At 67.8% G+C, this 22406-nt stretch carries 14 protein-coding genes and 1 riboswitch; of the genes, 9 read left to right on the top strand and 5 right to left on the bottom strand.

The window, feature by feature from the left end; translation table 11 throughout:
- Positions 1 to 4: 4 nt before the first annotated feature.
- A complete protein-coding gene (locus AC5Y5Z_RS05475; RefSeq protein WP_499924019.1) occupies positions 5 to 1447 on the bottom strand; it encodes a condensation domain-containing protein in 1443 nt (480 codons plus the stop codon).
- A gap of 66 nt (positions 1448 to 1513) precedes the next feature.
- Positions 1514 to 7696 carry a sulfolipid-1 biosynthesis phthioceranic/hydroxyphthioceranic acid synthase gene (pks2, locus tag AC5Y5Z_RS05470; RefSeq protein WP_499923811.1) on the bottom strand — a complete coding sequence of 2061 codons (6183 nt, stop codon included), beginning with the start codon at positions 7694 to 7696 and terminating at the stop codon, positions 1514 to 1516.
- A gap of 173 nt (positions 7697 to 7869) precedes the next feature.
- Here pks2 and AC5Y5Z_RS05465 point away from each other — a divergent pair, with 173 nt between their 5' ends.
- From AC5Y5Z_RS05465 to ileS, 4 genes are all read left to right on the top strand, one after another.
- The gene (locus AC5Y5Z_RS05465) at positions 7870 to 8454 is read left to right on the top strand and encodes a carboxymuconolactone decarboxylase family protein (RefSeq protein WP_463825142.1); all 585 of its coding nucleotides are present in this window, start codon (positions 7870 to 7872) and stop codon (positions 8452 to 8454) included.
- 24 nt (positions 8455 to 8478) lie between these two features.
- On the top strand, positions 8479 to 9597 hold the full coding sequence (locus AC5Y5Z_RS05460; protein WP_499923808.1) for an NAD(P)H-dependent flavin oxidoreductase: 1119 nt from the start codon (positions 8479 to 8481) through the stop codon (positions 9595 to 9597).
- Positions 9598 to 9929: 332 nt separating this feature from the next.
- A riboswitch (M-box (ykoK) riboswitch) is annotated at positions 9930 to 10099 on the top strand.
- A gap of 259 nt (positions 10100 to 10358) precedes the next feature.
- The gene (locus tag AC5Y5Z_RS05455) at positions 10359 to 10580 is read left to right on the top strand and encodes an Rv1535 family protein (RefSeq protein WP_499923806.1); all 222 of its coding nucleotides are present in this window, start codon (positions 10359 to 10361) and stop codon (positions 10578 to 10580) included.
- A gap of 306 nt (positions 10581 to 10886) precedes the next feature.
- On the top strand, positions 10887 to 14006 hold the full coding sequence (gene ileS / locus AC5Y5Z_RS05450) for an isoleucine--tRNA ligase (protein ID WP_499923805.1): 3120 nt from the start codon (positions 10887 to 10889) through the stop codon (positions 14004 to 14006).
- 25 nt (positions 14007 to 14031) lie between these two features.
- On the opposite strand, the gene AC5Y5Z_RS05445 is transcribed toward ileS, so the two are convergent.
- Entirely contained in the window at positions 14032 to 15684 is a 1653-nt protein-coding gene (locus AC5Y5Z_RS05445) for a PE domain-containing protein (RefSeq protein WP_499923802.1), read from the bottom strand.
- Positions 15685 to 15864: 180 nt separating this feature from the next.
- Between AC5Y5Z_RS05445 and AC5Y5Z_RS05440 the strand changes: the two genes are divergently transcribed.
- Entirely contained in the window at positions 15865 to 17265 is a 1401-nt protein-coding gene (locus tag AC5Y5Z_RS05440) for a DNA polymerase IV (protein WP_499923800.1), read from the top strand.
- Here AC5Y5Z_RS05440 and AC5Y5Z_RS05435 read toward each other — a convergent pair.
- Complete coding sequence (locus tag AC5Y5Z_RS05435; protein WP_499923798.1) at positions 17230 to 18171, bottom strand: asparaginase domain-containing protein; 942 nt, start codon at positions 18169 to 18171, stop codon at positions 17230 to 17232. The two genes, AC5Y5Z_RS05440 and AC5Y5Z_RS05435, sit on opposite strands and share 36 nt — an antisense overlap.
- A gap of 114 nt (positions 18172 to 18285) precedes the next feature.
- On the opposite strand from AC5Y5Z_RS05435, the gene lspA reads away from it, so the two are divergent.
- Both lspA and AC5Y5Z_RS05425 read left to right on the top strand, forming a co-directional pair.
- Positions 18286 to 18900 carry a signal peptidase II gene (gene lspA, locus AC5Y5Z_RS05430; protein ID WP_499923796.1) on the top strand — a complete coding sequence of 205 codons (615 nt, stop codon included), beginning with the start codon at positions 18286 to 18288 and terminating at the stop codon, positions 18898 to 18900.
- A 34-nt stretch (positions 18901 to 18934) separates the two neighbouring features.
- Complete coding sequence (locus tag AC5Y5Z_RS05425) at positions 18935 to 19819, top strand: RluA family pseudouridine synthase (RefSeq protein ID WP_463825151.1); 885 nt, start codon at positions 18935 to 18937, stop codon at positions 19817 to 19819.
- A gap of 10 nt (positions 19820 to 19829) precedes the next feature.
- Here AC5Y5Z_RS05425 and AC5Y5Z_RS05420 read toward each other — a convergent pair whose 3' ends face one another.
- Positions 19830 to 20507 carry an MliC family protein gene (locus AC5Y5Z_RS05420; RefSeq protein ID WP_499923794.1) on the bottom strand — a complete coding sequence of 226 codons (678 nt, stop codon included), beginning with the start codon at positions 20505 to 20507 and terminating at the stop codon, positions 19830 to 19832.
- A 70-nt stretch (positions 20508 to 20577) separates the two neighbouring features.
- On the opposite strand from AC5Y5Z_RS05420, the gene AC5Y5Z_RS05415 reads away from it, so the two are divergent.
- Entirely contained in the window at positions 20578 to 21594 is a 1017-nt protein-coding gene (locus AC5Y5Z_RS05415; protein ID WP_463825153.1) for an SDR family NAD(P)-dependent oxidoreductase, read from the top strand.
- Between the two features lie 4 nt (positions 21595 to 21598).
- Positions 21599 to 22402: an SDR family NAD(P)-dependent oxidoreductase gene (locus AC5Y5Z_RS05410; protein ID WP_463825154.1), complete on the top strand. Its 804-nt coding sequence runs from the start codon at positions 21599 to 21601 to the stop codon at positions 22400 to 22402.
- The last annotated feature ends 4 nt before the right edge of the window (positions 22403 to 22406 follow it).

Below are 22406 nucleotides of genomic sequence, written 5' to 3'. Positions count from 1 at the left end.
CCCGTCAGGGCCGCTGCGACCGCAGCTGGACAGGGCTGTGGGGCACCGCGAATTCGCGGCCCTCGGCCACCCGCAGGTAGACCTGCTTCAGCGTCTGCAGATACCGATCGATGGACTCATAGGCCACCGGGTTGCTGGGAAATGACGCCGTCACGGTGGTTTCCTCATGAAACTTGTTGACCCACATGCATACTCGTGCCGCGATTCGACCGTCGCTGAACGCCTGGATGTTCATCCGGTCCAGTTGGGTAGCGATGACTGCGGACAGCGGCGGTACGCCGGCATCCAGGAACGACAGCATGGGAAAGCTGCCCTGCGCGGGCGGTCGGCGCAACCAGGGGGCGAGTTCCAGGACACGCTCGAACGGCACTCGGGCCAGGTGGGTGCCGGAGTCGAAAGCGGTCTGGGCGCTGCGGGCGGTCTCGCCGAAGGAGTCGCCGACGTGGACGGCGAACGGGACGTGGCCGATGAACCATCCGGTGGTCATGAACTCCGCGGCGGTGCTACGGGTGCCGACCGGGGTGACGGCGCAATACCTCTCCGAGCCGGTCAGCTCGTATTCGCAGAGTGCGGCGCACGCGAACACGCCGCCGCTGAACCGCGCGCCGGCCGCGGTGCATGCGGATTCGAACCGGGCGGTCTGCTGAGCGTCCAGCAGTCGCACCGAGAGCAACTCACCGCTGGTGAGCATCGTTGTGTCGCCGAGCGGTAGCGGGAAGCTCGGCAGCGTTCCGTCGTTGTCGTCGAAGAAGTCGATCCACTGCCGGATTTCGGGGGAGCGCAGGGACAGCCCCGCGGTGTAGGCGCTCTCGCGCACGCAGTAGTCGGTGTAGCTGCCGGCCGGCGGAAAGGCGATGGGACCGTCGCCGTCGATCAGTGCGTAATACATCCCCCTGATCTCCCAGAAGATGCCGCCGATGAACATCGGGTCCACGTGCAGATGGTCGACGCTGATGCAGACGGTGAAGTGGTCGTGGCGCTGGATGACCGCGAAGCGGAAGCAGTCCCACTGCAGCGGATTTGGTGTCGCCAGCACCTGGTCCTGCCACTGCGTCGCCGACATTTCGCCGTGTTGTTCAGGCGTGAGCTCGATGTCCGCGGGGTCGGCGATGGTGTGCCGGACGATGTGGTCTCGGGCGGTGAACTCAAACCAACTGTGGTAGGTGTCATTTCGGCGTAGGTGGGCGTTGAGCACGTAGGTCATCGCGCGGATGTCACACTGGCCGCCGATGTCGAAGGCGATCACCAGTAGCCGCGACATGTCCAGCCCGCGCTGCTGTTGTTCCCGGAAGCCGCGCAGATGTCGAGCCTGGATGTAACTGGGCGGGACGGCACTCGTCGGCGCCTGCCGTGCCGCTCTCACCGAAGCCGGCGCGGGACGCCACCACCAGACCGAACCCGGAGCCGGGGCCCAGTCGCGGACTGTCCCCAGACCCAGCTGACCCATCACCACCACCGCGCGCTCCTGTCAGTCCGGCGAATTCTCAGGGTATTTCGTATCCGCCGGGGACCCTCACATTGACACCGGAGCGTCCTGCACCGGGGCGAGTTTTCCGTGCAGGCGATCGGCCAGGTCGCGCACCGTGGTGATATCGGTGGAGCGCAACCGTATTCCGGTGTCGGTCTCCAGTCGGGTACGCAGCTCGAGATTCCCCAGTGAATCCAGGCCGTAGTCCGATAACGGCCGGTCCGGATCGACACTGCGGCGCAGGATCTGGCCAAGCTGATCGGACAGCAACCGTCTCAGCCGGCCCGCCCATTCATCGGCCGGTAACTCCAGCAGCGCGGTGCGGAACTCTGATCCGTCGTGTCGCCGCCCGGCAGCACTGAACATCTCGGCGAATCGGCTGCGTGCCGCGAGCGCGGAAAGCCACGCTGAACCGGTGGTGGGGGTGTAGCCGGAGTAGCAACGGGTATGGCCCAGCAGGGCTTGGAAGGCGTACGCGCCGTCGTCGGGGGCGATCATCGTGGTGCCCGTATCCGCCAGCGTTGCGCCACGGCCGATTTCGGCCCACGCGCCCCACGCGATCGCGGTGGCGGGCCGACCGTGCGCCCGCAGCCAGTGCGCGAAGCCGTCCAGCCAACTATTGGCCGCCGCATACGCGCCCTGCCCCGCAGAGCCCAGCAGCGCCGCCGCCGACGAGAATAGGCAGAACCAGTCCAGCGGGGCTGTCCTGCTCGCCTGGTAGAGGTTCCACGCACCGCGGACCTTGGGCGCCCAAACGCGTTCCAGCAGGTCGTCGGTGATGGTCGTCAACGTCGCATCCTCGACCACGGCGGCCGCATGCAACACACCGCGCAAGGGCAGGCCGGTGGCCGTTGCCGCGGCGACCAGGCGGGCCGCGGTGGCGGGGTGGGCGATATCGCCGCACACCGTCACCACGTCCGCGCCGGTAGATCGGATGAGTTCGATTGTCTCCAGCGTTCCTTGGGAGGGCAGCGTCCGTGAATTGAGCACGATGCGACCCGCGCCGGCCATCTGTTCGGCGAGAAACAAGCCGAGCCCACCGAGTCCGCCGGTGATCAGGTAGGCGCCGTCGCGCCGGAACACCGGTGCCTGTTCCGGCGGCACTCGGGCAGCGCATGTCGTTGCCCCGGGAACGTCAAGGATGAGTTTTCCGGTGTGCTCGGCGGCGCTCATCGTCCGAATCACGTTGCCGGCGTCGGTAAGTGGATAGTGGGAGCGCTGCGGCTGCTTCAGACCGTCCGCGACGAGCCGGTAGACCTCCGATAGCAGCTTCTGGATGCGCCACGGCTGGGTGGCGGTCATCAGAGCCAAGTCGACGGCGTGCAGCGACAGGTTGCGCCGGAGCGCGTAGAGCCCCAACCTCGTGTCGTCGTAAATATCGCGCTTGCCGATCTCGATGAACCGGCCGCCGAAGGCGAGCAGGTCTATGCCGGCGCGCTGCGCGGTACCTGTCAGCGAGTTGAGCACGACATCAACACCGTAGCCGTCGGTATCGGCTCGGATCTGCTCGGCGAAATCCGTGCTGCGCGAATCGTAGACATACTCAATCCCCATGCCGCACAGCAATTCCCGGCGTTGTGGGCTGCCGGCCGTAGCGAAGATCTGCGCTCCGGCAGCACGGGCGAGCGCCATCGCGGCCTGGCCGACACCGCCGGTGGCGGAGTGGATAAGCACCTTATCGCCGGCGCGCACGCGAGCGAGTTCGTTCAGACCGTAGAACGCGGTGACATAGGCGGTGGTGACGGCAGCGGCCTGGCCGTCATCCAGGCAGGGCGGCAGTTTCGCGGCGAGCCGGGCATCGCAGGTGACGAAGGTTCCCCAACACCCGCCCGGCGCCATACCGCCGACCCGATCACCGACCTCCAGGTCGGTCACTCCGGCTCCGACCGCACTCACCACGCCGACGAAGTCGAGACCTAATTCCGGCTGCTCGCCGTCGAAAGACGGATAACGTCCGAACGCCGCCAGCACGTCGGCGAAATTGACGCTGGACGCGCGGACCGCGACCTCGATCTGCCCGGCTCCCGGCGGTCTGCGGTCGTCTTTGACGCACTCGACGGTTTGCAGGTCGCCCGGGATGCGGACCCGCAACCGCATGCCGTCGTGCCGCGGGTCGATCACCGTCGTCATCCGCTCGTCCGGGCGCAGCGGCGCCGGGCACAATCGTGCCGTCAGCCATACGTTGTCCCGCCACGCGGTCTCGTCTTCGGTTGTGCCCGAAAGCAGTTGACAGGCAACCAGGTCCGCAGCGGTCTTGTCGTCGAGGTCGATCTGGGTGGGGTGTAGATAAGGGTGCTCGGCGCCGATCACCCGCAGCAACCCGCGCAGGCCGGCCTGAGCGAGGTTGACGGCGTCGTCGTCCAGAACCGGTAGGGCATTCCGGGACACCACATAGAGCCGGGGCGCAGCACCGCGGACCTCAGGGAGTTCGCGGGCGACGCGGACGAGCCGGCGGACGGGTTCGGTCTTCAGCGGGTCGGTGGTTTCAGGTCCGGCGATCACCACGACACTGCGAGTTTCGTCGGCGGCCAACTCACTGTGCAGTGGCGCGGGGTCGTCCGTCCATCGGCAGACGGTGCATCGCGCTCCGCGTTGTCGCAAGGTGTCGGCCAACTCGCTGGGCAGCGGGTCGTCGTCGGAAAAGCTTAGGAGCAAATAGGTTCCACCGGCGCCTGCGGGTTCGGGCAGTTTCTGTCGTTGCCAGTCGATGGCCAGCAGTCGCTGGTCGAGCAACCGGTCTCGGTCGGCGGCCGCCGAGTTTCCGGTGCCCATCAGGAGCCCGCGGACCACCAGCAGCACAACGCCGCGGTCATCCAGCACGTCGATGTCGGCCTCGACACCGCCGACGCAGGTCGTCACCGTGGTCAGGCAATACCGCGGCATCGAAGACGAAGCGTAACCACGCAACCGGCGTACCCGCAGCGGCAGCAGCAGCCCGCCAGAACCCATGCCGTACACGGCGGGATGCGCTGCCACCGACTGAAAGCAGGCATCCAGCAAGGCGGGATGCATCGTGTATCCCGCTTGCCGCGTGCGGATCGGATGGGGCACGGCGATCTCACCCAGGACGGTGCCGACGACACCCGCGGCGACGTGTGTCACATCCAAACCGGTGAATGCCGTGCCGAACCGAATCCCTCGCTCGCCGAACCATTCTCGGAGTTTGGTGCCCTCGACCCGTTGTGGGTGGGCCGCGAGCAGCGCGTCGAGGTCGTGCGGTTGCGGTGAGGCGTCCTCGGTACGGTGCAGGGTCGCGGTGGCCCGTCGGGACTTGTCACCGCCCGACTCCGTTTCGACGACGAACGTGACAGCGCCGCCAGGTTCCACGGTCGCCGAAGCTCCGACGGGTGTCACGCCGTCCAGCAACAACATTTGCTCGAAGCGGATGTCACGGACCTCGGCCCGCCCACCCAGCACCGCGGCGGCCGCGGCCAAAGCCATCTCGCAATACGCCGCACCCGGCACGGCCGCCACGCCGTTGATTCGATGATCACCCAGCCACGGCAATGCGTCGGTGCCGAGTTCTGCCAGCCACGCGTGCCGTTCCGGTCTCTCCATCAGGCGCACGTGTGCACCCAGCAGGGGATGTGCGGCAACGGTATTGGCGGCTGGTTTCGCGGCGGTGATGAGCAAACGCCGGTTGCTCCAGACCGGCAGCGGCGCGTCCACCAGGTGCCCCTCGGGGCACAGCGTTGCGAAATCCACTGCGGCACCCGCGCCGTGCAGATCGGCCAGCAGGCCGCGTAACCCGTCGGGCATGGCCACTTCACGGCGCATCGCCGGGATCACAGCCACGGGCATGTCGAGACTCTGCGCGGTTTGCTCGACGGCTCGGGTCAACAGTGGGTGCGGTGAGAGCTCCCCGAATACCCGGTGCCCATCGGCGAGCGCAGCCTTGACCGCGGCGGAGAACCGCACGGTGTGGCGCAGGTTGTCCACCCAGTAGCGCCCGTCGCAGCTGGGGCGTTCGCGCGGGTCGAAGGAGGTCGCCGAGTAGTAGGGGAGCTGCGGTGGCTGCGGATTCAGCTCGGCCAGTGCCTCGGCCAGTTCGTCGAGGATAGGGGTGACCTGCGCAGTGTGCGAGGCCACGTCGACGGCGACCTCGCGGGCCAGGATGTCGCGCTGTTCCCACCCCGCGACCAGTCGACGCACCACGTCGGTAGCGCCGCCGATCACGGTGGACTGCGGTGCGGCCACCACGGCGATCACCACATCTGTGATGCCGCGGCGGGCAAGCTCGTCGCGGACCTGCGGCGCGGGCAACTCCACCGCTGCCATCGCGCCCGCACCCGCCAGCCGCATGCACAGCCGCGAGCGGCGACAGATGACGCGGACCCCGTCCTCGAGCGAAAGTGCCGCTGCGACAACGGCAGCCGACACTTCACCCAACGAATGCCCGATCACCGCACCCGGCCGGACACCGTAGGCCTGCATCGCCGCGGCCAGCGCGACCTGCATGGTGAACAGGGTCGGCTGCACCCGGTCGATGCCGGTCACCATGTCTTCAGTCATGGCCGCGGTCACCGAGAAACCCGCTTCGGCGGCGATCAGCGGTTCGGCGGCGGCCACCGTCGCCGCGAAAGCCGGTTCGGTAGCCAACAGGTCCGCGCCCATCGCCGCCCACTGCGAACCCTGCCCGGAGAACACCCACACCGGACCGCGGTCATCACGGCCCACCGCAGGTCGCAGCGGGTCATCGCGATCGGCCACGGCACGCAGCCGCGTGACCAATTCGGCGTTGTCGGTGGCCGACAGCAGGGTGCGCACCGTGCGGTGCGCGCGCCGCCGCGCCAGCGTGTAGGCCAAGTCCGTGGCTGAGGGTTGCTGCGTCGCCACCCAATCCGCGGTCCGGCGCGCTGTCTGGCGCAGCGCGTCGGGTGAGCTGGCTGACAACGCGAAGATCCGCGAGCGTGACTCCTCCCGAGCAGGGACCGAAACCATGGGCGCTTGCTCGAGGATGGCGTGCGCATTAGTTCCCGACATGCCGTACGACGACACCGCGGCCCGCCGTGGCATACCGCCGGGCCACGGCGTAACCTGTTGTGGCACAAACAGTCCGGTGTCAATAGCAGCCAGGTCGTCGGGCAGTGCGGTGAAGTGCGCCATCGGTGGCACCACTGCGTGCTGAAGAGACAGCACCGCTTTGAGGACCCCCACCACGCCGGCGGCCGCCTCGGTGTGCCCGAGGTTGCTCTTCGCCGAACCCAGCGCGCACCGATGCCCGTCAACCCCGTACATGGTTGCCAGACTGCGGTATTCGATCGGATCTCCGACCGCTGTGCCGGTGCCGTGCGCCTCGATCAGCCCGACGGTGCCCGGGTCGACGCCGGCCGCCGACAATGCCGCGCGGTACGCCGCGACCTGCGCGTGCAACGACGGCATCGTGATCGTCTCAGTGCGGCCATCCTGATTCGTCGCGGTGCCGCGCACTACGGCCAGGACCCGGTCGCCGTCGCGCAGCGCGTCGGGCAGCCGTTTGAGCAGCACCACCGCACACGCTTCGGAACGGACGAACCCGTCGGCGCCGGCGTCGAACGGACGGCACCGTCCGGCGGCAGAGAGCATGCCCTGCCCGGAGGCGGAGGCGAACATCTGCGGTTCCAGCATCACCATGCACCCGCCGGCCAGGGCCAGGTTGCTCTCGTATTCATGCAGACTGCGGCACGCCATGTGCACCGCAACCAGACTCGACGAGCACGCGGTGTCCACCGTGATCGACGGCCCCCGCAGACCCAGGGCGTAGGACACCCGGCCCGAAGCCATGCTGAACGCGGTGCCGGTGAACCCGTAAGCGTCGCCCAGGGCGCCGGCCGCGTCGGTGACGTGGGCGTAGTCGTCGTGACACATCCCGATGAAGACGCCGGTCAGCGAGTCTGCCAGCGACGTCGGGGGCAGCCCGGCGTGTTCGACAGCCTCCCACGAGGCTTGCATCAGCAGCCGGTGCTGCGGGTCGATCGCGGTGGCCTCGCGTTCACTGATGCCGAAGAACTCTGGGTCGAAACCGCCGACGTCGTCCAGGAAGCCACCCCAGCGCGACACCGACCGGCCGGGGACCCCCGGCTCGGGGTCGTAATAGGCGTCGGCGTCCCAGCGGTCGGCGGGCACCTCGCCCACCAGGTCGTCCCCGCGCAGCAGCGCGTCCCAGAACTTGGCCGGGGAATCGATGCCGCGGGGGAGCCGGCAGGCCATGCCGATGACAGCCACCGGAGTGACCTGTCTGGACTCCATCGTCGTGCCACCTCGCCGTCCTGCACCGGGCTTCGTGGCCATCTTCCGTGCGCAGGGACCTCGTCGTCGGGATCAACGCGCCGATGGTTTGATTCGCGCACCGCGTCACTTCGGGCGAGTAGTGTTCCAGCCGTGGTTGGCGCTGCTGTCCCCGCTGAATACGTGAAGTTCAGATGACCCGCGCCGACAAGCCCGCCCGCATCCCCCTGCTGCCCGTCGACGAAGCCAAAGCCGCCGCCGACGAGGCGGGCGTACCCGACTACATGGCCGAACTCAGCATCTTCCAGACGCTGCTGAACCATCCGCGGCTGGCGCGGGTATTCAACGACATGCTGGCCATGATGCTGTGGCACGGCGACCTGGACCGCCGGCTGCGTGAGCTGGTGATCATGCGTATCGGCTGGCTCACCGGATGCGATTACGAGTGGACCCAGCACTGGCGGGTCGCCTCCCGCCTGGGAGTGTCGCCCGAGGATCTGCTCGGCGTCCGGGATTGGCAGGCCTACAACGGGTTCGGGCCCACCGAGCGGGCGGTGCTCGCCGCCACCGACGACATCGTGACCGACGGCGTGGTCAGCGAATCCAGCTGGGCGGCCTGCGAGGCCGAATTGAGCACCGACAGAACGGTTCTCATCGAACTCGTGACCGCCATCGGCGCATGGCGGATGGTTGCCTCCGTCCTGCGGAGCCTGCAGGTGCCCCTGGAAGAGGGCGTGGCCAGCTGGCCGCCGGACGGCGTAGCGCCCTCGAACGGGTAGTGGTCGCGGCGTAGCGTCGGCGGCATGCGAACCAGGGTTGCCGAGATGCTCGGCGTCGAGTTTCCGATCTGCGCCTTCAGCCACTGCCGCGATGTGGTGGCCGCGGTGACCAATGCGGGCGGGTTCGGCGTCTTGGGCGCCACCGCGCACAGTCCCAGACGTCTGGACAGCGAACTCACCTGGATCGAGGAGCAGACCGGCGGCAAGCCCTACGGCGTCGATCTGTTGTTGCCGCCCAAGTACGTCGGCGCCGACACCGGTGGGATCAACTCCAGGCAGGCCCAAGACCTGCTGCCCGAGGAGCATCGCGCCTTCGTCGACGAGCTGCTGAACCGGTACGAGGTAGGTCAGGCCGCCGACGACGAACCGGTGCGTGGCGGTCTGAACATCTCGCCCAAGGGCTACGAGCCTCTGCTGGAGGTCGCGTTCGCCCACAACATCCGGTTGATCGCCAGCGCGCTCGGGCCGCCGCCGCGCGACCTTGTCGAGCGGGCGCACCGCCACGACGTGCTGGTCGCCGCGCTGGCTGGAACGACCGAACATGCGCGCCGGCACGCCGCGGCCGGGGTAGACCTGATCGTTGCCCAGGGCACCGAGGCCGGCGGACACACCGGTGACGTGGCCACCATGGTGCTGGTGCCCGAAGTGGTCGACGCGGTGGCGCCCACTCCGGTACTGGCCGCGGGTGGCATCGCCCGGGGCCGCCAGATCGCCGCGGCGCTGGCCTTGGGCGCCGAAGGCGTGTGGTGCGGATCGGTGTGGCTGACCACCGAGGAAGCTGAGACCGCGCCGGTGGTCAAGGACAAGTTCCTGGCCGCCACCTCCTCAGACACGGTGCGGTCGCGCTCGATGACCGGCAAGCCGGCGCGGATGCTGCGCACCGCCTGGACCGAGGAATGGGAGCGGCCCGACACCCCCGCGCCGCTGGGAATGCCACTGCAGACCGCCCTGGTCACCGATTCGCAGGTGCGGATCAATCAGGCCGCGGCACATCCGGGCGCGAAGGCACGCGAGTTGGCGACCTACTTCGTCGGACAGGTGGTCGGTTCCCTGGACCGGGTGCGGCCCACCCGCGCGGTGGTGCTGGACATGGTCGAGGAGTACATCGACACCGTCGGGCGGCTGGAAAGCCTGGCCGACTGACCCCATCCTTGCCGCGAGCGTCCCTCGAATGCCGCTGATTGCGGGCGTTGAGCGCACATATGGGGTCGCTCGTGGCCTGACACGGGGCCGCTCACCCGCTCAGCGCGAGCGTCCCCGAAATGCCGCAAAGTGCGGCCTCTGACCGCACATCTGAGGGCGCTCGCGCCCAACAGGGACCCGCACTATGACATTGAACACGTCACAGTCGCCCCAGGTCAGGGCGCCTCAAGGCTGCGAGACAGCTGTGTGCCCGCATGGAGATGACATAAAGATCGCGAAACTGCGGGATGGCGCGTTGACCGGGCAGGGCCTGTGGTGCATTATCGGTCAGGCAAGCACCTCGTTAGGTGAGGCGGCTACACGAACATAGGCCACTGACCCCGAACGTCGAAAGACGCCCCGGGTCAGGACAGCTCTTCCCGGCTTAAGGGTTGAGCCCAGGTGGCTTCCGGTTTACCGGACACGTCGGGTAGTGCCAAAGCTCTGACGAGAGGGGTGCGGATATCCGGCGATGGTCGGATTCTGTTCTCCTTCGTGCACCCAGACAACATGTGTGTCGTGGCTGAGAGGAGGTGAGGGACGCATGAGTTCCAGTGGCAGTCCGGGTCGAGATCCGGATGTTTCGTCCCTGACCGGTCTTCGGCGCGACGTGTGCGGCTGAGTCGCTCACTTCCTCCGACCGGAACCGTTGCGGGACGGGACTTACCAAGATTCCTTTGAGGTCCACCTGTCAACGTTTGGTCAACCGCTAGGAGGCGATCATGACCGCTGCACTGTACGACGAAGTCACCACCCTCACCGCCGCACCACGGTTGCACGTCGTGCGCGACGTACCCGCGCCCACGAAGCCGGCCCGCCGCATCGACGTCGCCGCCGCCGGCAACGACCCACTGGTCGACGGCGCCGCCCGCCTGCTCACCGTGCCGCTGCGGCACGTCTACGCCGCACTGTGGCGCATTGGTGTGCTCGAAGTCCAGGCGTGACGCATGGATATCGACCAACCGCGGACTCCGAGGGACTAGCCGACTGCAGGCGCGTCCTGCGGTGAGCCAGTCCCTCGGAGTCGTGCAGTTCCATTCGGCATTAGAATCCAATTGGCGTTGATCCGGCCATCACCGGGGAGCCTTCGGAAGAACAGCCGGTACGGCCCAGTAGAACCGAACGGGTGGGCCCGTCACAGCCCTCTTGAGCGGTCACGCGCCAGCGTGGCAAGCGGGGTGGTACCGCGGCGCTTGCGCACCAGCGCATCGTCGTCCCCGGCCAGAGGTGGCTAGAGGGAGACGACGTACGTGACCGATCGGGTTTATCCGAAACTCGCTGCCGGGGCGCCTGATTTTCCGGCCCTCGAACTCGGGGTGCTCGACTACTGGTTCCGCGACGACACCTTCCGTGCCAGCATCGCAAATCGGGACGGCGCAACCGAATACGTGTTCTACGACGGTCCGCCGTTCGCCAACGGTCTGCCGCACTACGGACACCTGCTGACCGGCTACGTCAAAGACATCGTGCCCCGCTACCGCACCATGCGCGGCGACAAGGTGGAGCGCCGATTCGGTTGGGACACCCACGGATTGCCCGCCGAGCTCGAGGTTGAGCGACAGCTGGGCATCACCGACAAGTCCCAGATCGACTCGATGGGGATCGCCGCGTTCAACGACGCCTGCCGCGCGTCGGTGCTGCGCTACACCGACGAGTGGCAGCAGTACGTCACCCGCCAGGCCCGCTGGGTCGACTTCGACAACGACTACAAGACACTGGACCTCAGCTACATGGAGTCGGTGATCTGGGCGTTCAAACAGTTGTGGGACAAAGGCCTGGCCTATGAAGGCTACCGGGTGCTGCCGTACTGCTGGCGCGACGAGACCCCGCTGTCCAACCACGAATTGCGGATGGACGACGACGTCTACCAGAGCCGGCAGGACCCGGCTCTGACGGTCGGGTTCCGCGTTCAGGGTGGCCCGCTGGACGGCACCTATCTGTTGATCTGGACGACGACGCCGTGGACGCTGCCTTCCAACCTCGCGGTCGCGGTGCACCCGGACGTGACATACGTGCATGTGCAGGCCGGCGAGCGACGCTACCTGCTGGCCGAGCCGCGGCTGTCCGCCTATGCGCGCGAACTGGGCGAGGAGCCCGAAGTGCTTGGGACACTGCGTGGCTCGGAGCTGCTCGGCACCCGCTATCTACCGCCGTTTGCCTATTTCCTGGACTCGCCCAACGCCTTTCAGGTCTTGCCGGCCGACTTCGTCACCACCGAGGACGGCACCGGTCTGGTGCACATGGCTCCGGCGTACGGCGAGGACGACATGGCGGTGGGGGATGCGGCCGGGATCAGGGCGGTCACCCCGGTCGACGCCAAAGGCCGATTCGATGCGACCGTGCCGGATTACCAGGGCCAGCACGTCTTTGCCGCCAACCCGCAGATCATCCGCGATCTGAAGAACCAGAGCGGGCCCGCTGCGGTGAATGGCGCGGTGCTGCTGCGGCACGAAACCTACGAGCACCCCTACCCGCACTGCTGGCGCTGCCGTAACCCGCTGATCTACCGCGCGGTGTCGTCGTGGTTCGTGCGGGTGACCCAGTTCCGGGACCGCATGGTCGAGCTGAATCAGCAGATCACCTGGTACCCCGAACACGTCAAGGACGGCCAGTTCGGCAAGTGGCTGCAGGGCGCGCGCGACTGGTCGATTTCCCGAAACCGCTACTGGGGCACCCCGATTCCGGTGTGGAAGTCCGATGACCCGGCCTATCCCCGCATCGACGTCTACGGCAGCCTGGATGAGCTGGAACGCGATTTCGGGGTGCGGCCGTCGAATCTGCACCGCCCGTTCATCGATGAGCTCACCCGACCCAATCCCGACGACCCGACCGGGCAATCGACGATGCGCCGCATCTCCGATGTGCTCGACGTGTGGTTCGACTCCGGTTCCATGCCGTATGCGCAGGTGCATTACCCGTTCGAGAACCAGGACTGGTTCGACGGTCACTATCCCGGTGACTTCATCGTGGAATACATCGGGCAGACCCGCGGCTGGTTCTACACGCTGCACGTGCTGGCCACCGCGCTGTTCGACCGGCCGTCGTTCAAAACCTGCGTGGCACACGGGATTGTGTTGGGCTCCGACGGCCAGAAGATGAGCAAATCGCTGCGCAACTATCCCGACGTGACCGAGGTGTTCGACCGGGACGGCTCCGACGCGATGCGGTGGTTCCTGATGGCTTCGCCGATCCTGCGGGGTGGCAACCTGATCGTCACTGAGCAGGGTATCCGCGACGGGGTGCGCCAGGTGCTGTTGCCGTTCTGGAACGCCTACAGCTTCTTGGCGCTGTACGCGCCGAAAGTCGGTGTCTGGCGCACTGATTCGGCGAATGTGCTGGACCGCTACATCCTCGCCAAGCTGGCGGTGCTGCGTGAGGACCTGACCGCGGCGCTGGATGTCTGCGACATCTCCGGCGCCTGCGAACAGTTGCGCCAGTTCACTGAGGCGTTGACGAATTGGTATGTGCGACGGTCGCGTTCGCGGTTCTGGGTCGAAGAGGCCGATGCGATCGACACGCTGCACACGGTGCTGGAGGTCACCGCGCGGTTGGCCGCGCCGCTGCTGCCGTTGATCTCCGAGATGATCTGGCGAGGCGTGACCGGCGGGCGCTCGGTGCACCTGACCGATTGGCCGCAGGCCGGTGAGCTGCGCGCGGATCCGGACCTGGTCGCGGCGATGGACCAGGTCCGGGAGGTGTGCTCGGCGGCGTCCTCGCTGCGCAAGGCCAAGAAGCTGCGGGTACGCCTGCCACTGCTGAAACTGACCGTGGCAGTGGAGCATCCGGAGACCCTGGCGCCGTTCACCGACCTGATCGGCGACGAGTTGAACGTCAAACAGGTCGAGCTCACCGACGCGATCGACACCTACGGACGGTTTGAGCTGACCGTCAACGCCCGGGTGGCCGGACCTCGTCTGGGCAAGGACGTGCAGGCTGCGATCAAGGCGGTCAAAGCGGGCCAGGGCGTGGTGAACCCGGACGGCACGCTGACGGCGGGTCCGGCGGTGCTGCAGCCTGAGGAGTACAGTTCGCGCCTCGTCGCGGCCGACCCGGAATTCACCGCGGCGCTGCCCGGCGGCGCCGGCCTGGTGGTGCTCGACGGGACCGTGACCCCGGAGTTGGAAGCCGAGGGTTGGGCCAAGGACCGCATCCGGGAACTACAGGAGTTGCGCAAGTCGACCGGGCTGGACGTGTCCGACCGGATCAGCGTGGTGATTGCGGTACCTGCCGAGCGCGAGGAGTGGGCCGCCACGCACCGGGACCTGATCGCGGGCGAGATCCTGGCTACCAGGTTCGAATTCGGTGAGCCCGCGGATGCGACGGAAATCGGCGACGGGGTGCGGGTGGCGATAACCTGCGCGACCGGATAGGTTCCGCGCCGGCGCGGGGGGCGTGTTAGCCGAGGAGGCCGAGCAGGCCGCCCCCGCCCGTCTGGCCGCCGGTCCCGAGCAGGCCACCGCCGCCGAGCAGGCCGCCGGTCCCGAGCAGGCCACCGCCGCCGAGCAGGCCACCGAGGTCTGGCAGGCCGCCGAGACCCGGTAGCAGGCCGCCGAGACCGGGCAGCAGGCCGCCCAGGTTTGGCAGGCCACCGAGACCCGGCAGCAGGCCTCCCAGCCCACCGAGCAGCCCGCCCAAGTCCGGCAGGGCGACGTCGGGCAGCAGGCTGCGCACCCCGTCCAGTAGACCGCCCAGGTTCGGCAGGGAACCGATGCCCGGCAACACGACTTCCGGCAGGGGCACCAGCGGACCGCTGATATGCGGTGCGCCGATGGCTTCGGCCAGTTGTTGCGGTGCGTAGAGCAGCAGACCGGGCAGGATGCCGCCGGTCGGCGTCCCGCCGAGGGGCACCGACAGCAGCGGGGTCGGACTGCCCAGCGGATTCACCACAAGCGTCGTGACGTCGAGGGGGGTCAGGATTCCGCCGAGCGGAATCTGCGCGGTCAGCGGCACAGTCACGCCGCTTAGCGCACCGAGCCCGAGCGGCAGGGTGACCCCCGGTAGGCCGACACTCCACGTCACCTGACCATTGAGGAAGCCGTCGGTGACGACCGCCGGGGCGGTGAGGACCGCAACTAACGCCCCGAAACCGTCGCCGCTCTGTATTGCACTGCCGAAGGCCGACGCGACGGAATACATCGCGTTGGCCGTGGTGATCGGTGAGCCGATGAAATCTATACCCAGCGCGATCGGGAACCCGAAGAACGCGGCGCCAAGCTCCAACTGGCTGAGGGCGATCGGTGATGTCAACGGGTTGATATTGGTTCCGACGGAATACGAGAAGTCGGTAAGCGTGCCCAGCACATTCACGAAGTTCTGCCCGATTCGTGCCGGTATCGACGCGGTGGGTGCCAGGTCCGCCAAAACCATATTCGCGGCCCCGCTGCTCAAGTGCTGCCCGGCATTGGCAAACGCGGTGGAGATTATCTGGCCGTAGCTGATCTGATTGGCGATGAATTGGCGCAAGAACGGGAACGGGTTGGCGGCCAAGCCGTTTCCGAGACTCTGCAGGTTGGCGATCGTATTGGCGAACAGTCTCTCGTACGGTCCGGTGATCGCCGCCAGGCTCACCGGCGTCGGACCGGGCGCCGGTCCGAAAACGCCGGGCAGCAGCGCATTGAGCGACGGCAGACCAAGACCACCGAGTAACCCGCCCGGGTTGAACAGACCGAGTCCGCCCAGCAATCCGCCGGAGCCGCCCAGCAGCGCGGCGGGGTTGCCCAGCGCACCGGTCAGGCCATCCAGAATGGACGCTGCCGGCAACGCGGCGGCTGCGGCAGCTTCGGTACCCAGGTAGGCGCCGACACTCGCGTTGAGCACCCGGACGAACTCCGCGTGGAACGCGCGCGCCTGGGCGCTGACCGCCTGGTATTCCTCGCCGAATTCGGCAAAGAGCGCGGCGACCGCACCTGATACTTCATCGGTGGCCGCGGGCGCGATATTGGTCGTGAAGCCGGCCAGCGATTGGGAGACTTCGGATAGTGATCCGTTCACGCCTGCGAGATCTTGAGCGGCGGCTTGGACCCATTCCGGCACAACGACAAGTGACATAGCGATCTCCCTCGACCCGTGTCAACGTTAACCGGCATCCGCTGAGGGGGGATCACCATCGATAAAGCTAATTAAACATGCGTTTAATATTATATTTTAGGTTAACTAAAGACATCCCGGCACCGCGGCCGCGCCGAGCCGTTCTGAGCGCTCGCGCTCAGCCCCATAGCATCGACAACCGTGGAGTCCCGATGGGTGCTGCACCTGGACATGGATGCGTTCTTCGCATCGGTGGAGCAGCTGACCCGGCCGACCCTCAAGGGCCGGCCGGTACTGGTCGGCGGGCTGGGCGGTCGGGGAGTGGTCGCCGGGGCCAGCTACGAGGCGCGGGTGTTCGGCGCGCGCTCGGCGATGCCGATGCATCAGGCTCGCCGACAGGTCGGTGCGGCCGCGGTGGTGCTGCCGCCCCGCGGCGTGGTGTACGGCGTGGCCAGTCGCCGTGTCTTCGACGCGGTGCGCAGTCTGGTCCCCGTCGTCGAGCAACTGTCGTTCGACGAGGCGTTCGGCGAACCGGCCCAGCTGGCCGGTGCGTCGGCCGACGAGGTGCAGACGTTCTGTGCAACGCTGCGCCGACGGGTGCGTGAGGAAACCGGTCTGGTCGCCTCCGTGGGTGCTGGGTCGGGCAAGCAGATCGCCAAGATCGCTTCCGATCTGGCTAAACCCAACGGTGTCCGGGTGGTCCGCCGCTCCGAGCAGCAAGAGCTGCTGAGCGGATTACCGGTGCGGCGGCTGTGGGGGATCGGCCCGGTCGCCGAGGAGAAACTGCACCGCCTGGGCATCGAGAAGATCGGGCAGCTCGCAGCGCTGGCTGACGCGGAGGTCGCCGACATCCTCGGTGCCACCGTGGGGCCCGCGCTGCACCGGTTAGCGCAGGGCATCGACGACCGTCCCGTCGCCGAGCGTGCCGAGGCCAAGCAGATCAGCGCCGAATCCACCTTCGCGGCCGACTTGACCACGCTGGACCAGCTGCGCGACGCGATCGAGCCGATCGCCGAGCACGCGCACCGTCGGCTGCTCAAAGACGGTCGCGGCGCCCGCACGGTCACGGTGAAGCTGAAGAAGTCGGACATGAGCACGCTGACCCGCTCGGCGACGCTGCCCTACGCGACGACCGAACCCGGTGCGCTGGTGTCGGTGGCCCGCCGGCTGCTGCTCGATCCGTTGCAGATCGGGCCCATTCGTCTGCTCGGCGTGGGCTTTTCCGGCCTCAGCGACGTGCGCCAGCAGTCGTTGTTTCCCGACCTGGACCTGCCGCCGGAACCGGCTGAAGCGCACCAGGATTTCGAGACCCTGCGTGCGGTGCTGCTGACCGGGCAGGACGGCGGGTCCTGGCGGATCGGTGATGACGTCGCGCACCGCGACTTCGGGCACGGCTGGGTGCAGGGCGCCGGCCACGGCGTCGTCACCGTGCGGTTCGAAACGCGCGGCACGGGACCGGGCCAGGCCAGAACTTTCCCCCTCGACACCGCCGACCTGGCGGCCGCCAACCCGGTCGACAGCCTGGACTGGCCCGACTACGTCGAGGCACTGCGCGAGCACGTTCGGTCAACCCCAGCGGTCGAGGATGTCGCCCACGGGTAGGCCGGCGGCCAGCGTCGCCATCAGCAGCACCCGGGCCTGCGGCGGTGCCAGCCGCGGCACCAGCACCGCGCCGGCCTGCACCAGCTCGTGGCCGGGACCATAACCGGCGCTCACCCCGCCGTTGGGCACCCGGGTGGACACCGCGACCGTCACCCCGGCGCGGCACAGGCGCCGGACACCGTCGACGACCGCGCGTCCGGCGTTGCCGGATCCCAGCGCCTGCAGCACCACCGCGCGGGCACCCGCGGCGGCGAAGGCGTCCAGCGCCACCGCGTCGCTGCCCAGGTAGGCCGCCGCGATGTCGACGCGCGGCGCGTCAGCGGCCGACAGCTCGCCGAGAAACGTCCGCTGCTTGGGGTGCGTCAAAACCAGATCGTTGTCCAACACGGTGCCGACCAGCTGCCCGGCGAAACCGCTCAGATCCTGGGTGACCTCCTTGCGCAAACCCAGCGGCTGCAACACCCGGCCGGCGAAGCACACCAGCACCCCCAGGTCGCGAGCCACCGGGCTGGCCGCCACCGCGACGGCGTCGCGCAGATTGGCCGGGCCGTCGGCGTCCGGCGCGTCCGCGCTGCGCATCGCGCCGGTCAGTACCACTGGGACGGGGCCGGCGTGGGTCAGTTCGAGCCACAGCGCGCTTTCCTCCATGGTGTCGGTGCCATGGGCGACGACGATCCCGTCGGCTCCACTGGCGACCGCCCGATGCATGGCCGCGCGCATCAGATCCCAGTCCGGCGGAACGAGTTCGGAACTGTCGACCGCCAGCACGTCGACGACGTCGAGGTCGATATCGACGTCGAATCCCGACAACAGTTGCGCGCCCGAGCGGGCGGGCCGGCGCACCCCGTCGGCGCCGGTGCTCGTCGAAATCGTCCCTCCGGTGGTGATCACGGCGACGCGCCCCATCCCGGCATCATCCCGCACGCCCGCCCCCCTCGCGAGCAGACGCAAAAGCACCCGAACGCTCCGCGTGTCGGGTGCTTTTGCGTCTGCTCGGCAGCACTAGGGGATGATGGTGAGGTGCCTGACGAACCAACCGGATCCGCAGATCCGCTGACTTCAGCCGGTGACGCCGAGGAACCGCGCGCACCCGGGGCTGCCGCGCCGCGGCGGTTGCGGCTGCTCGTCTCGGTTGCGGCTGTGGTGCTCGCGCTGGACGTGGTGACCAAGGTGTTGGCGGTCAAACTGCTGCCTCCCGGTCAGCCGGTGTCGATCATCGGTGACACGGTGACCTGGACGCTGGTGCGCAATTCCGGTGCCGCGTTCTCGATGGCGACCGGATACACCTGGGTGCTCACCTTGATCGCGACCGGTGTCGTGGTCGGCATCTTCTGGATGGGCCGGCGGCTGGTCTCGCCCTGGTGGGCGCTGGGGCTCGGGATGATCCTGGGCGGTGCGATGGGCAACCTGGTCGACCGCTTCTTCCGGGCGCCGGGCCCGCTGCGCGGACATGTGGTGGATTTCCTGTCGGTGGGCTGGTGGCCGGTGTTCAACGTCGCCGACCCGTCGGTGGTGGGTGGCGCCATCCTGCTGGTGGTGCTGTCCATCTTCGGCTTCGATTTCGACACCACAGGTCGACGGAAAGTCAACGGCGACAACGCTATTACGCCGGAACCCGAGAACGCGGGTGACTGAGCGCACGTTGCCGGTCCCAGAAGGATTGGCGGGCATGCGCGTCGACGCCGGGCTGGCCCGGCTGCTGGGACTGTCGCGCAGTGCCGCGGCGGCCATCGCCGAAGACGGTGGTGTCGAACTCGACGGCGTACCGGCCGGGAAATCCGACCGACTCACTTCGGGTGCCTGGCTGCAGGTGCGGCTGCCCGAACCGCCGAAACCGTTGGAGAACAGGCCCGTTGACATCGAGGGCATGACAGTGCTGTATGCCGACGACGACATCGTGGCCGTCGACAAGCCCGCCGCGGTGGCCGCCCACGCCTCGGTCGGTTGGACCGGGCCCACCGTGCTGGGCGGCCTGGCCGCCGCGGGCTACCGCATCACCACCTCGGGGGTGCACGAGCGGCAGGGCATCGTGCACCGTCTGGACGTCGGCACGTCCGGGGTGATGGTGGTGGCCCGCTCCGAGCAGGCCTATACCGTGCTCAAGCGCGCGTTCAAACAGCGCACCGTCGACAAGCGGTATCACGCACTGGTGCAAGGACATCCGGATCCCTCCAGCGGCACCATCGATGCGCCGATCGGCCGGCACCACGGCCCGGAGTGGAAGTTCGCGGTCACCAGCACCGGCCGGCACAGCATCACCCACTACGACACCGTGGAAGCACACGTGGCCGCCAGCCTGCTCGACGTGCACCTGGAAACCGGCCGCACCCACCAGATCCGGGTGCACTTCGCCGCGCTGCACCACCCCTGTTGCGGTGACCTGGTTTACGGCGCCGATCCGAAACTCGCGAAAAAGCTTGGCCTGCAACGTCAATGGCTGCATGCGCGGTCGTTGGCTTTCGCGCATCCGGCCGATGGCCGGCGTGTCGAGATCGTCAGCCCCTATCCGCCCGACCTGGAACACGCGTTGAGCGTGTTACGCGCTGAGGGCTGACACGTCCCGCTCACTGGGTGTGGCACACGAAGTTGATGCCGTTGAGGTTCAGCCTGACCTCGCCCTGGTGCTCCCAGTACTCGGAGCCCTGCCGGCCGTAGCGGGCGCCGCTGCCCGACGGCTGGACGAACAGGATGATCCGGGTGCCCTTCCAGTTCAACACCGCCGCCTTGGGATCCAGATCGTTGTAGAACTGTGCGGTCAACGGACCGTCCCCGGGCGGACAGTTGTAGGTCACGACCGGCGGGGCGACCGTGGCCGGGTCAGCGATCGCCAACTCGACCAGCCGCGTCTGGTAGGCCTCCACCAGGCAGGTCCGGACGTCGACGCGGTCGGTGCAGCCGTCGCGCACTGTCATGAAAGCGTTCTGCGCGGTCGCGAGCGTGGACTGGTCAGCCCCGGGGCGTGCCAGTGCCTGCTGATACGCCGTCTGCGCCCGGCGGTCCAGGACGGTCAGTTCCGGGTCGTTACACACCAGCTGCTGGGCTTTGACGGTGGATCGGGCGCAGTCCAGGGCCGGTGTCGGCGAGGTGGTGGTGATGCTGGCCGACAGGCCCGGTGCGGCGCTCCCGGTCGACGAGTCCGGGTACGACGGTCGCGAACCGCACCCGCCGAGCAGCACGGTGGCCGCGATCACGGCGACGACTGAGACGAGCTTGCCCGACATCGGCATTCGGTACCTATTCATCGGTCGATATCCTAGGTTGGCTTTATGACCTGTGTCACACCGTCCACACTGCCCTCAGGAGCAACTGTCAATGAATCTCGGTGATCTCACGAACCTGGTTGAAAAACCGTTCGCGGCCGTGTCGAACATCATCAACACGCCGAACTCCGCCGGGCGATATCGGCCCTTCTACTGGCGGAATCTGCGCGACGCCGTGCAAGGCCGCACACTCGAAGAGGCGGTCGATGGAAAGATCGCGCTGATCACCGGCGGGTCCTCGGGCATCGGCGAGGCGGCCGCACACAAGATCGCCGAGGCGGGCGGCATCGTAGCGCTCGTCGCGCGCACCAAAGAGAACCTGGACAAGGTCGCCGACGACATCCGCGCCAATGGCGGTACCGCCCACGTCTACCCGTGCGACCTGTCCGACGTCGACGCCATCGCCGAGATGGCCGACAAGGTCATCGAGGACCTCGGCGGCGTCGACATCCTGATCAACAACGCGGGCCGGTCCATTCGGCGATCGTTGGCCCTGTCGTACGACCGGATCCACGACTACCAGCGCACCATCCAGCTGAACTACCTGGGCGCGGTGCAGCTGATCCTCAAATTCGTCCCAGGGATGCGCGAACGCGGCTTCGGGCACATCCTCAACGTGTCCTCGGTCGGCGTCCAGACCCGGGCACCGCGGTTCGGCGCCTACATCGCCAGCAAGGCCGCGCTGGACAGCCTGTGCGACGCGCTGCAGGCCGAGACCGTCAGCGACAACGTCCGGTTCACCACCGTGCACATGGCGCTGGTGCGCACGCCGATGATCAGCCCGACCAAGATGTACGACAAGTTCCCGGCACTCACGCCGGACCAGGCCGCCGGCGTGATCACCGACGCGCTGATCCACCGGCCGCGGCGGGCCAGCTCGCCGTTCGGGCAGTTCGCCGCCGTCGCCGACGCCGTCAACCCGGCCGTCATGGACCGGGTGCGCAACCGCGCATTCGGCATGTTCGACGACTCGTCTGCTGCCAAAGGCAGCGAAAGCGATACCGACACAAAGGATCTCGACAAACGCAGCGAAACGTTCCTGCAGGCCACCCGCGGAATCCACTGGTGATGTCGTGAGCCTTCCCAAACCGAGCAAGCAATCGACCGTCGTCATCACCGGCGCCTCCTCAGGCATCGGCACCGAACTGGCCAACGGGCTGGCCCGCCGGGGCTTTCCGCTGATCCTGGTCGCGCGGCGCCGCGAACGCCTCGACGAGCTGGCCGAAAAACTGCGTGCGGAACACAGCGTCGACGTGGAGGTCTTCCCACTTGACCTGTCCGACAACGAATCCCGCGCAAAGCTGGCCGAACGGCTGCGCAACGAGCCGATCGCCGGGCTGTGCAACAGCGCGGGCTTCGGCACCAGCGGGCGCTTCTACGAGCTGCCGGAGGAGCGGGAAAGCGAGCAGGTCACCCTCAATGCACTGGCGTTGATGGAGCTGACCCGTGCCGTGCTGCCCGGAATGGTCAAGCGGGGCGCCGGTGCGGTGCTCAACATCGCCTCGATCGCGGGCTTCCAGCCGATTCCGTTCATGGCGGTGTATTCAGCGAGCAAGGCGTTCGTGCTGACGTTCTCCGAGGCCGTGCAGGAGGAGCTGCACGGTACCGGCGTGTCGGTGACCGCCCTGTGCCCGGGCCCGGTTCCGACCGAGTGGGCTGAAATCGCCAGCGCCGAACGGTTCAGCATCCCGATCGCGCAGGTGTCCCCGAAGGACGTCGCCGAGCAGGCCATTGCGGGCATGCTCGCCGGCAAGCGCGGGGTGGTGCCCGGTGTGGTGCCCAAGATCGTCAGCACCGGCGGCAGGATTCTGCCGCGCAGCCTGCTGCTGCCCGGCATCCGGATCGGCAACCGGCTGCGCGGCGGCCCGAGTCACTGACCGG

This window comes from Mycobacterium sp. NGS29 (assembly GCF_059812965.1).
This window is presented reverse-complemented; position numbering and strand designations above follow the sequence as displayed.

Coding starts and splice junctions, on each gene's coding strand:
- AC5Y5Z_RS05460 (WP_499923808.1), top strand. CDS start 8,479: ATGCGAACCAGGGTTGCCGAGATGCTCGGCGTCGAGTTTCCGATCTGC.
- AC5Y5Z_RS05465 (WP_463825142.1), top strand. CDS start 7,870: ATGACCCGCGCCGACAAGCCCGCCCGCATCCCCCTGCTGCCCGTCGAC.
- AC5Y5Z_RS05435 (WP_499923798.1), bottom strand. CDS start 18,171: ATGGGGCGCGTCGCCGTGATCACCACCGGAGGGACGATTTCGACGAGC.
- AC5Y5Z_RS05420 (WP_499923794.1), bottom strand. CDS start 20,507: ATGAATAGGTACCGAATGCCGATGTCGGGCAAGCTCGTCTCAGTCGTC.
- AC5Y5Z_RS05445 (WP_499923802.1), bottom strand. CDS start 15,684: ATGTCACTTGTCGTTGTGCCGGAATGGGTCCAAGCCGCCGCTCAAGAT.
- pks2 (WP_499923811.1), bottom strand. CDS start 7,696: ATGGAGTCCAGACAGGTCACTCCGGTGGCTGTCATCGGCATGGCCTGC.
- AC5Y5Z_RS05415 (WP_463825153.1), top strand. CDS start 20,578: ATGAATCTCGGTGATCTCACGAACCTGGTTGAAAAACCGTTCGCGGCC.
- AC5Y5Z_RS05455 (WP_499923806.1), top strand. CDS start 10,359: ATGACCGCTGCACTGTACGACGAAGTCACCACCCTCACCGCCGCACCA.
- AC5Y5Z_RS05425 (WP_463825151.1), top strand. CDS start 18,935: ATGCGCGTCGACGCCGGGCTGGCCCGGCTGCTGGGACTGTCGCGCAGT.
- AC5Y5Z_RS05475 (WP_499924019.1), bottom strand. CDS start 1,447: ATGGGTCAGCTGGGTCTGGGGACAGTCCGCGACTGGGCCCCGGCTCCG.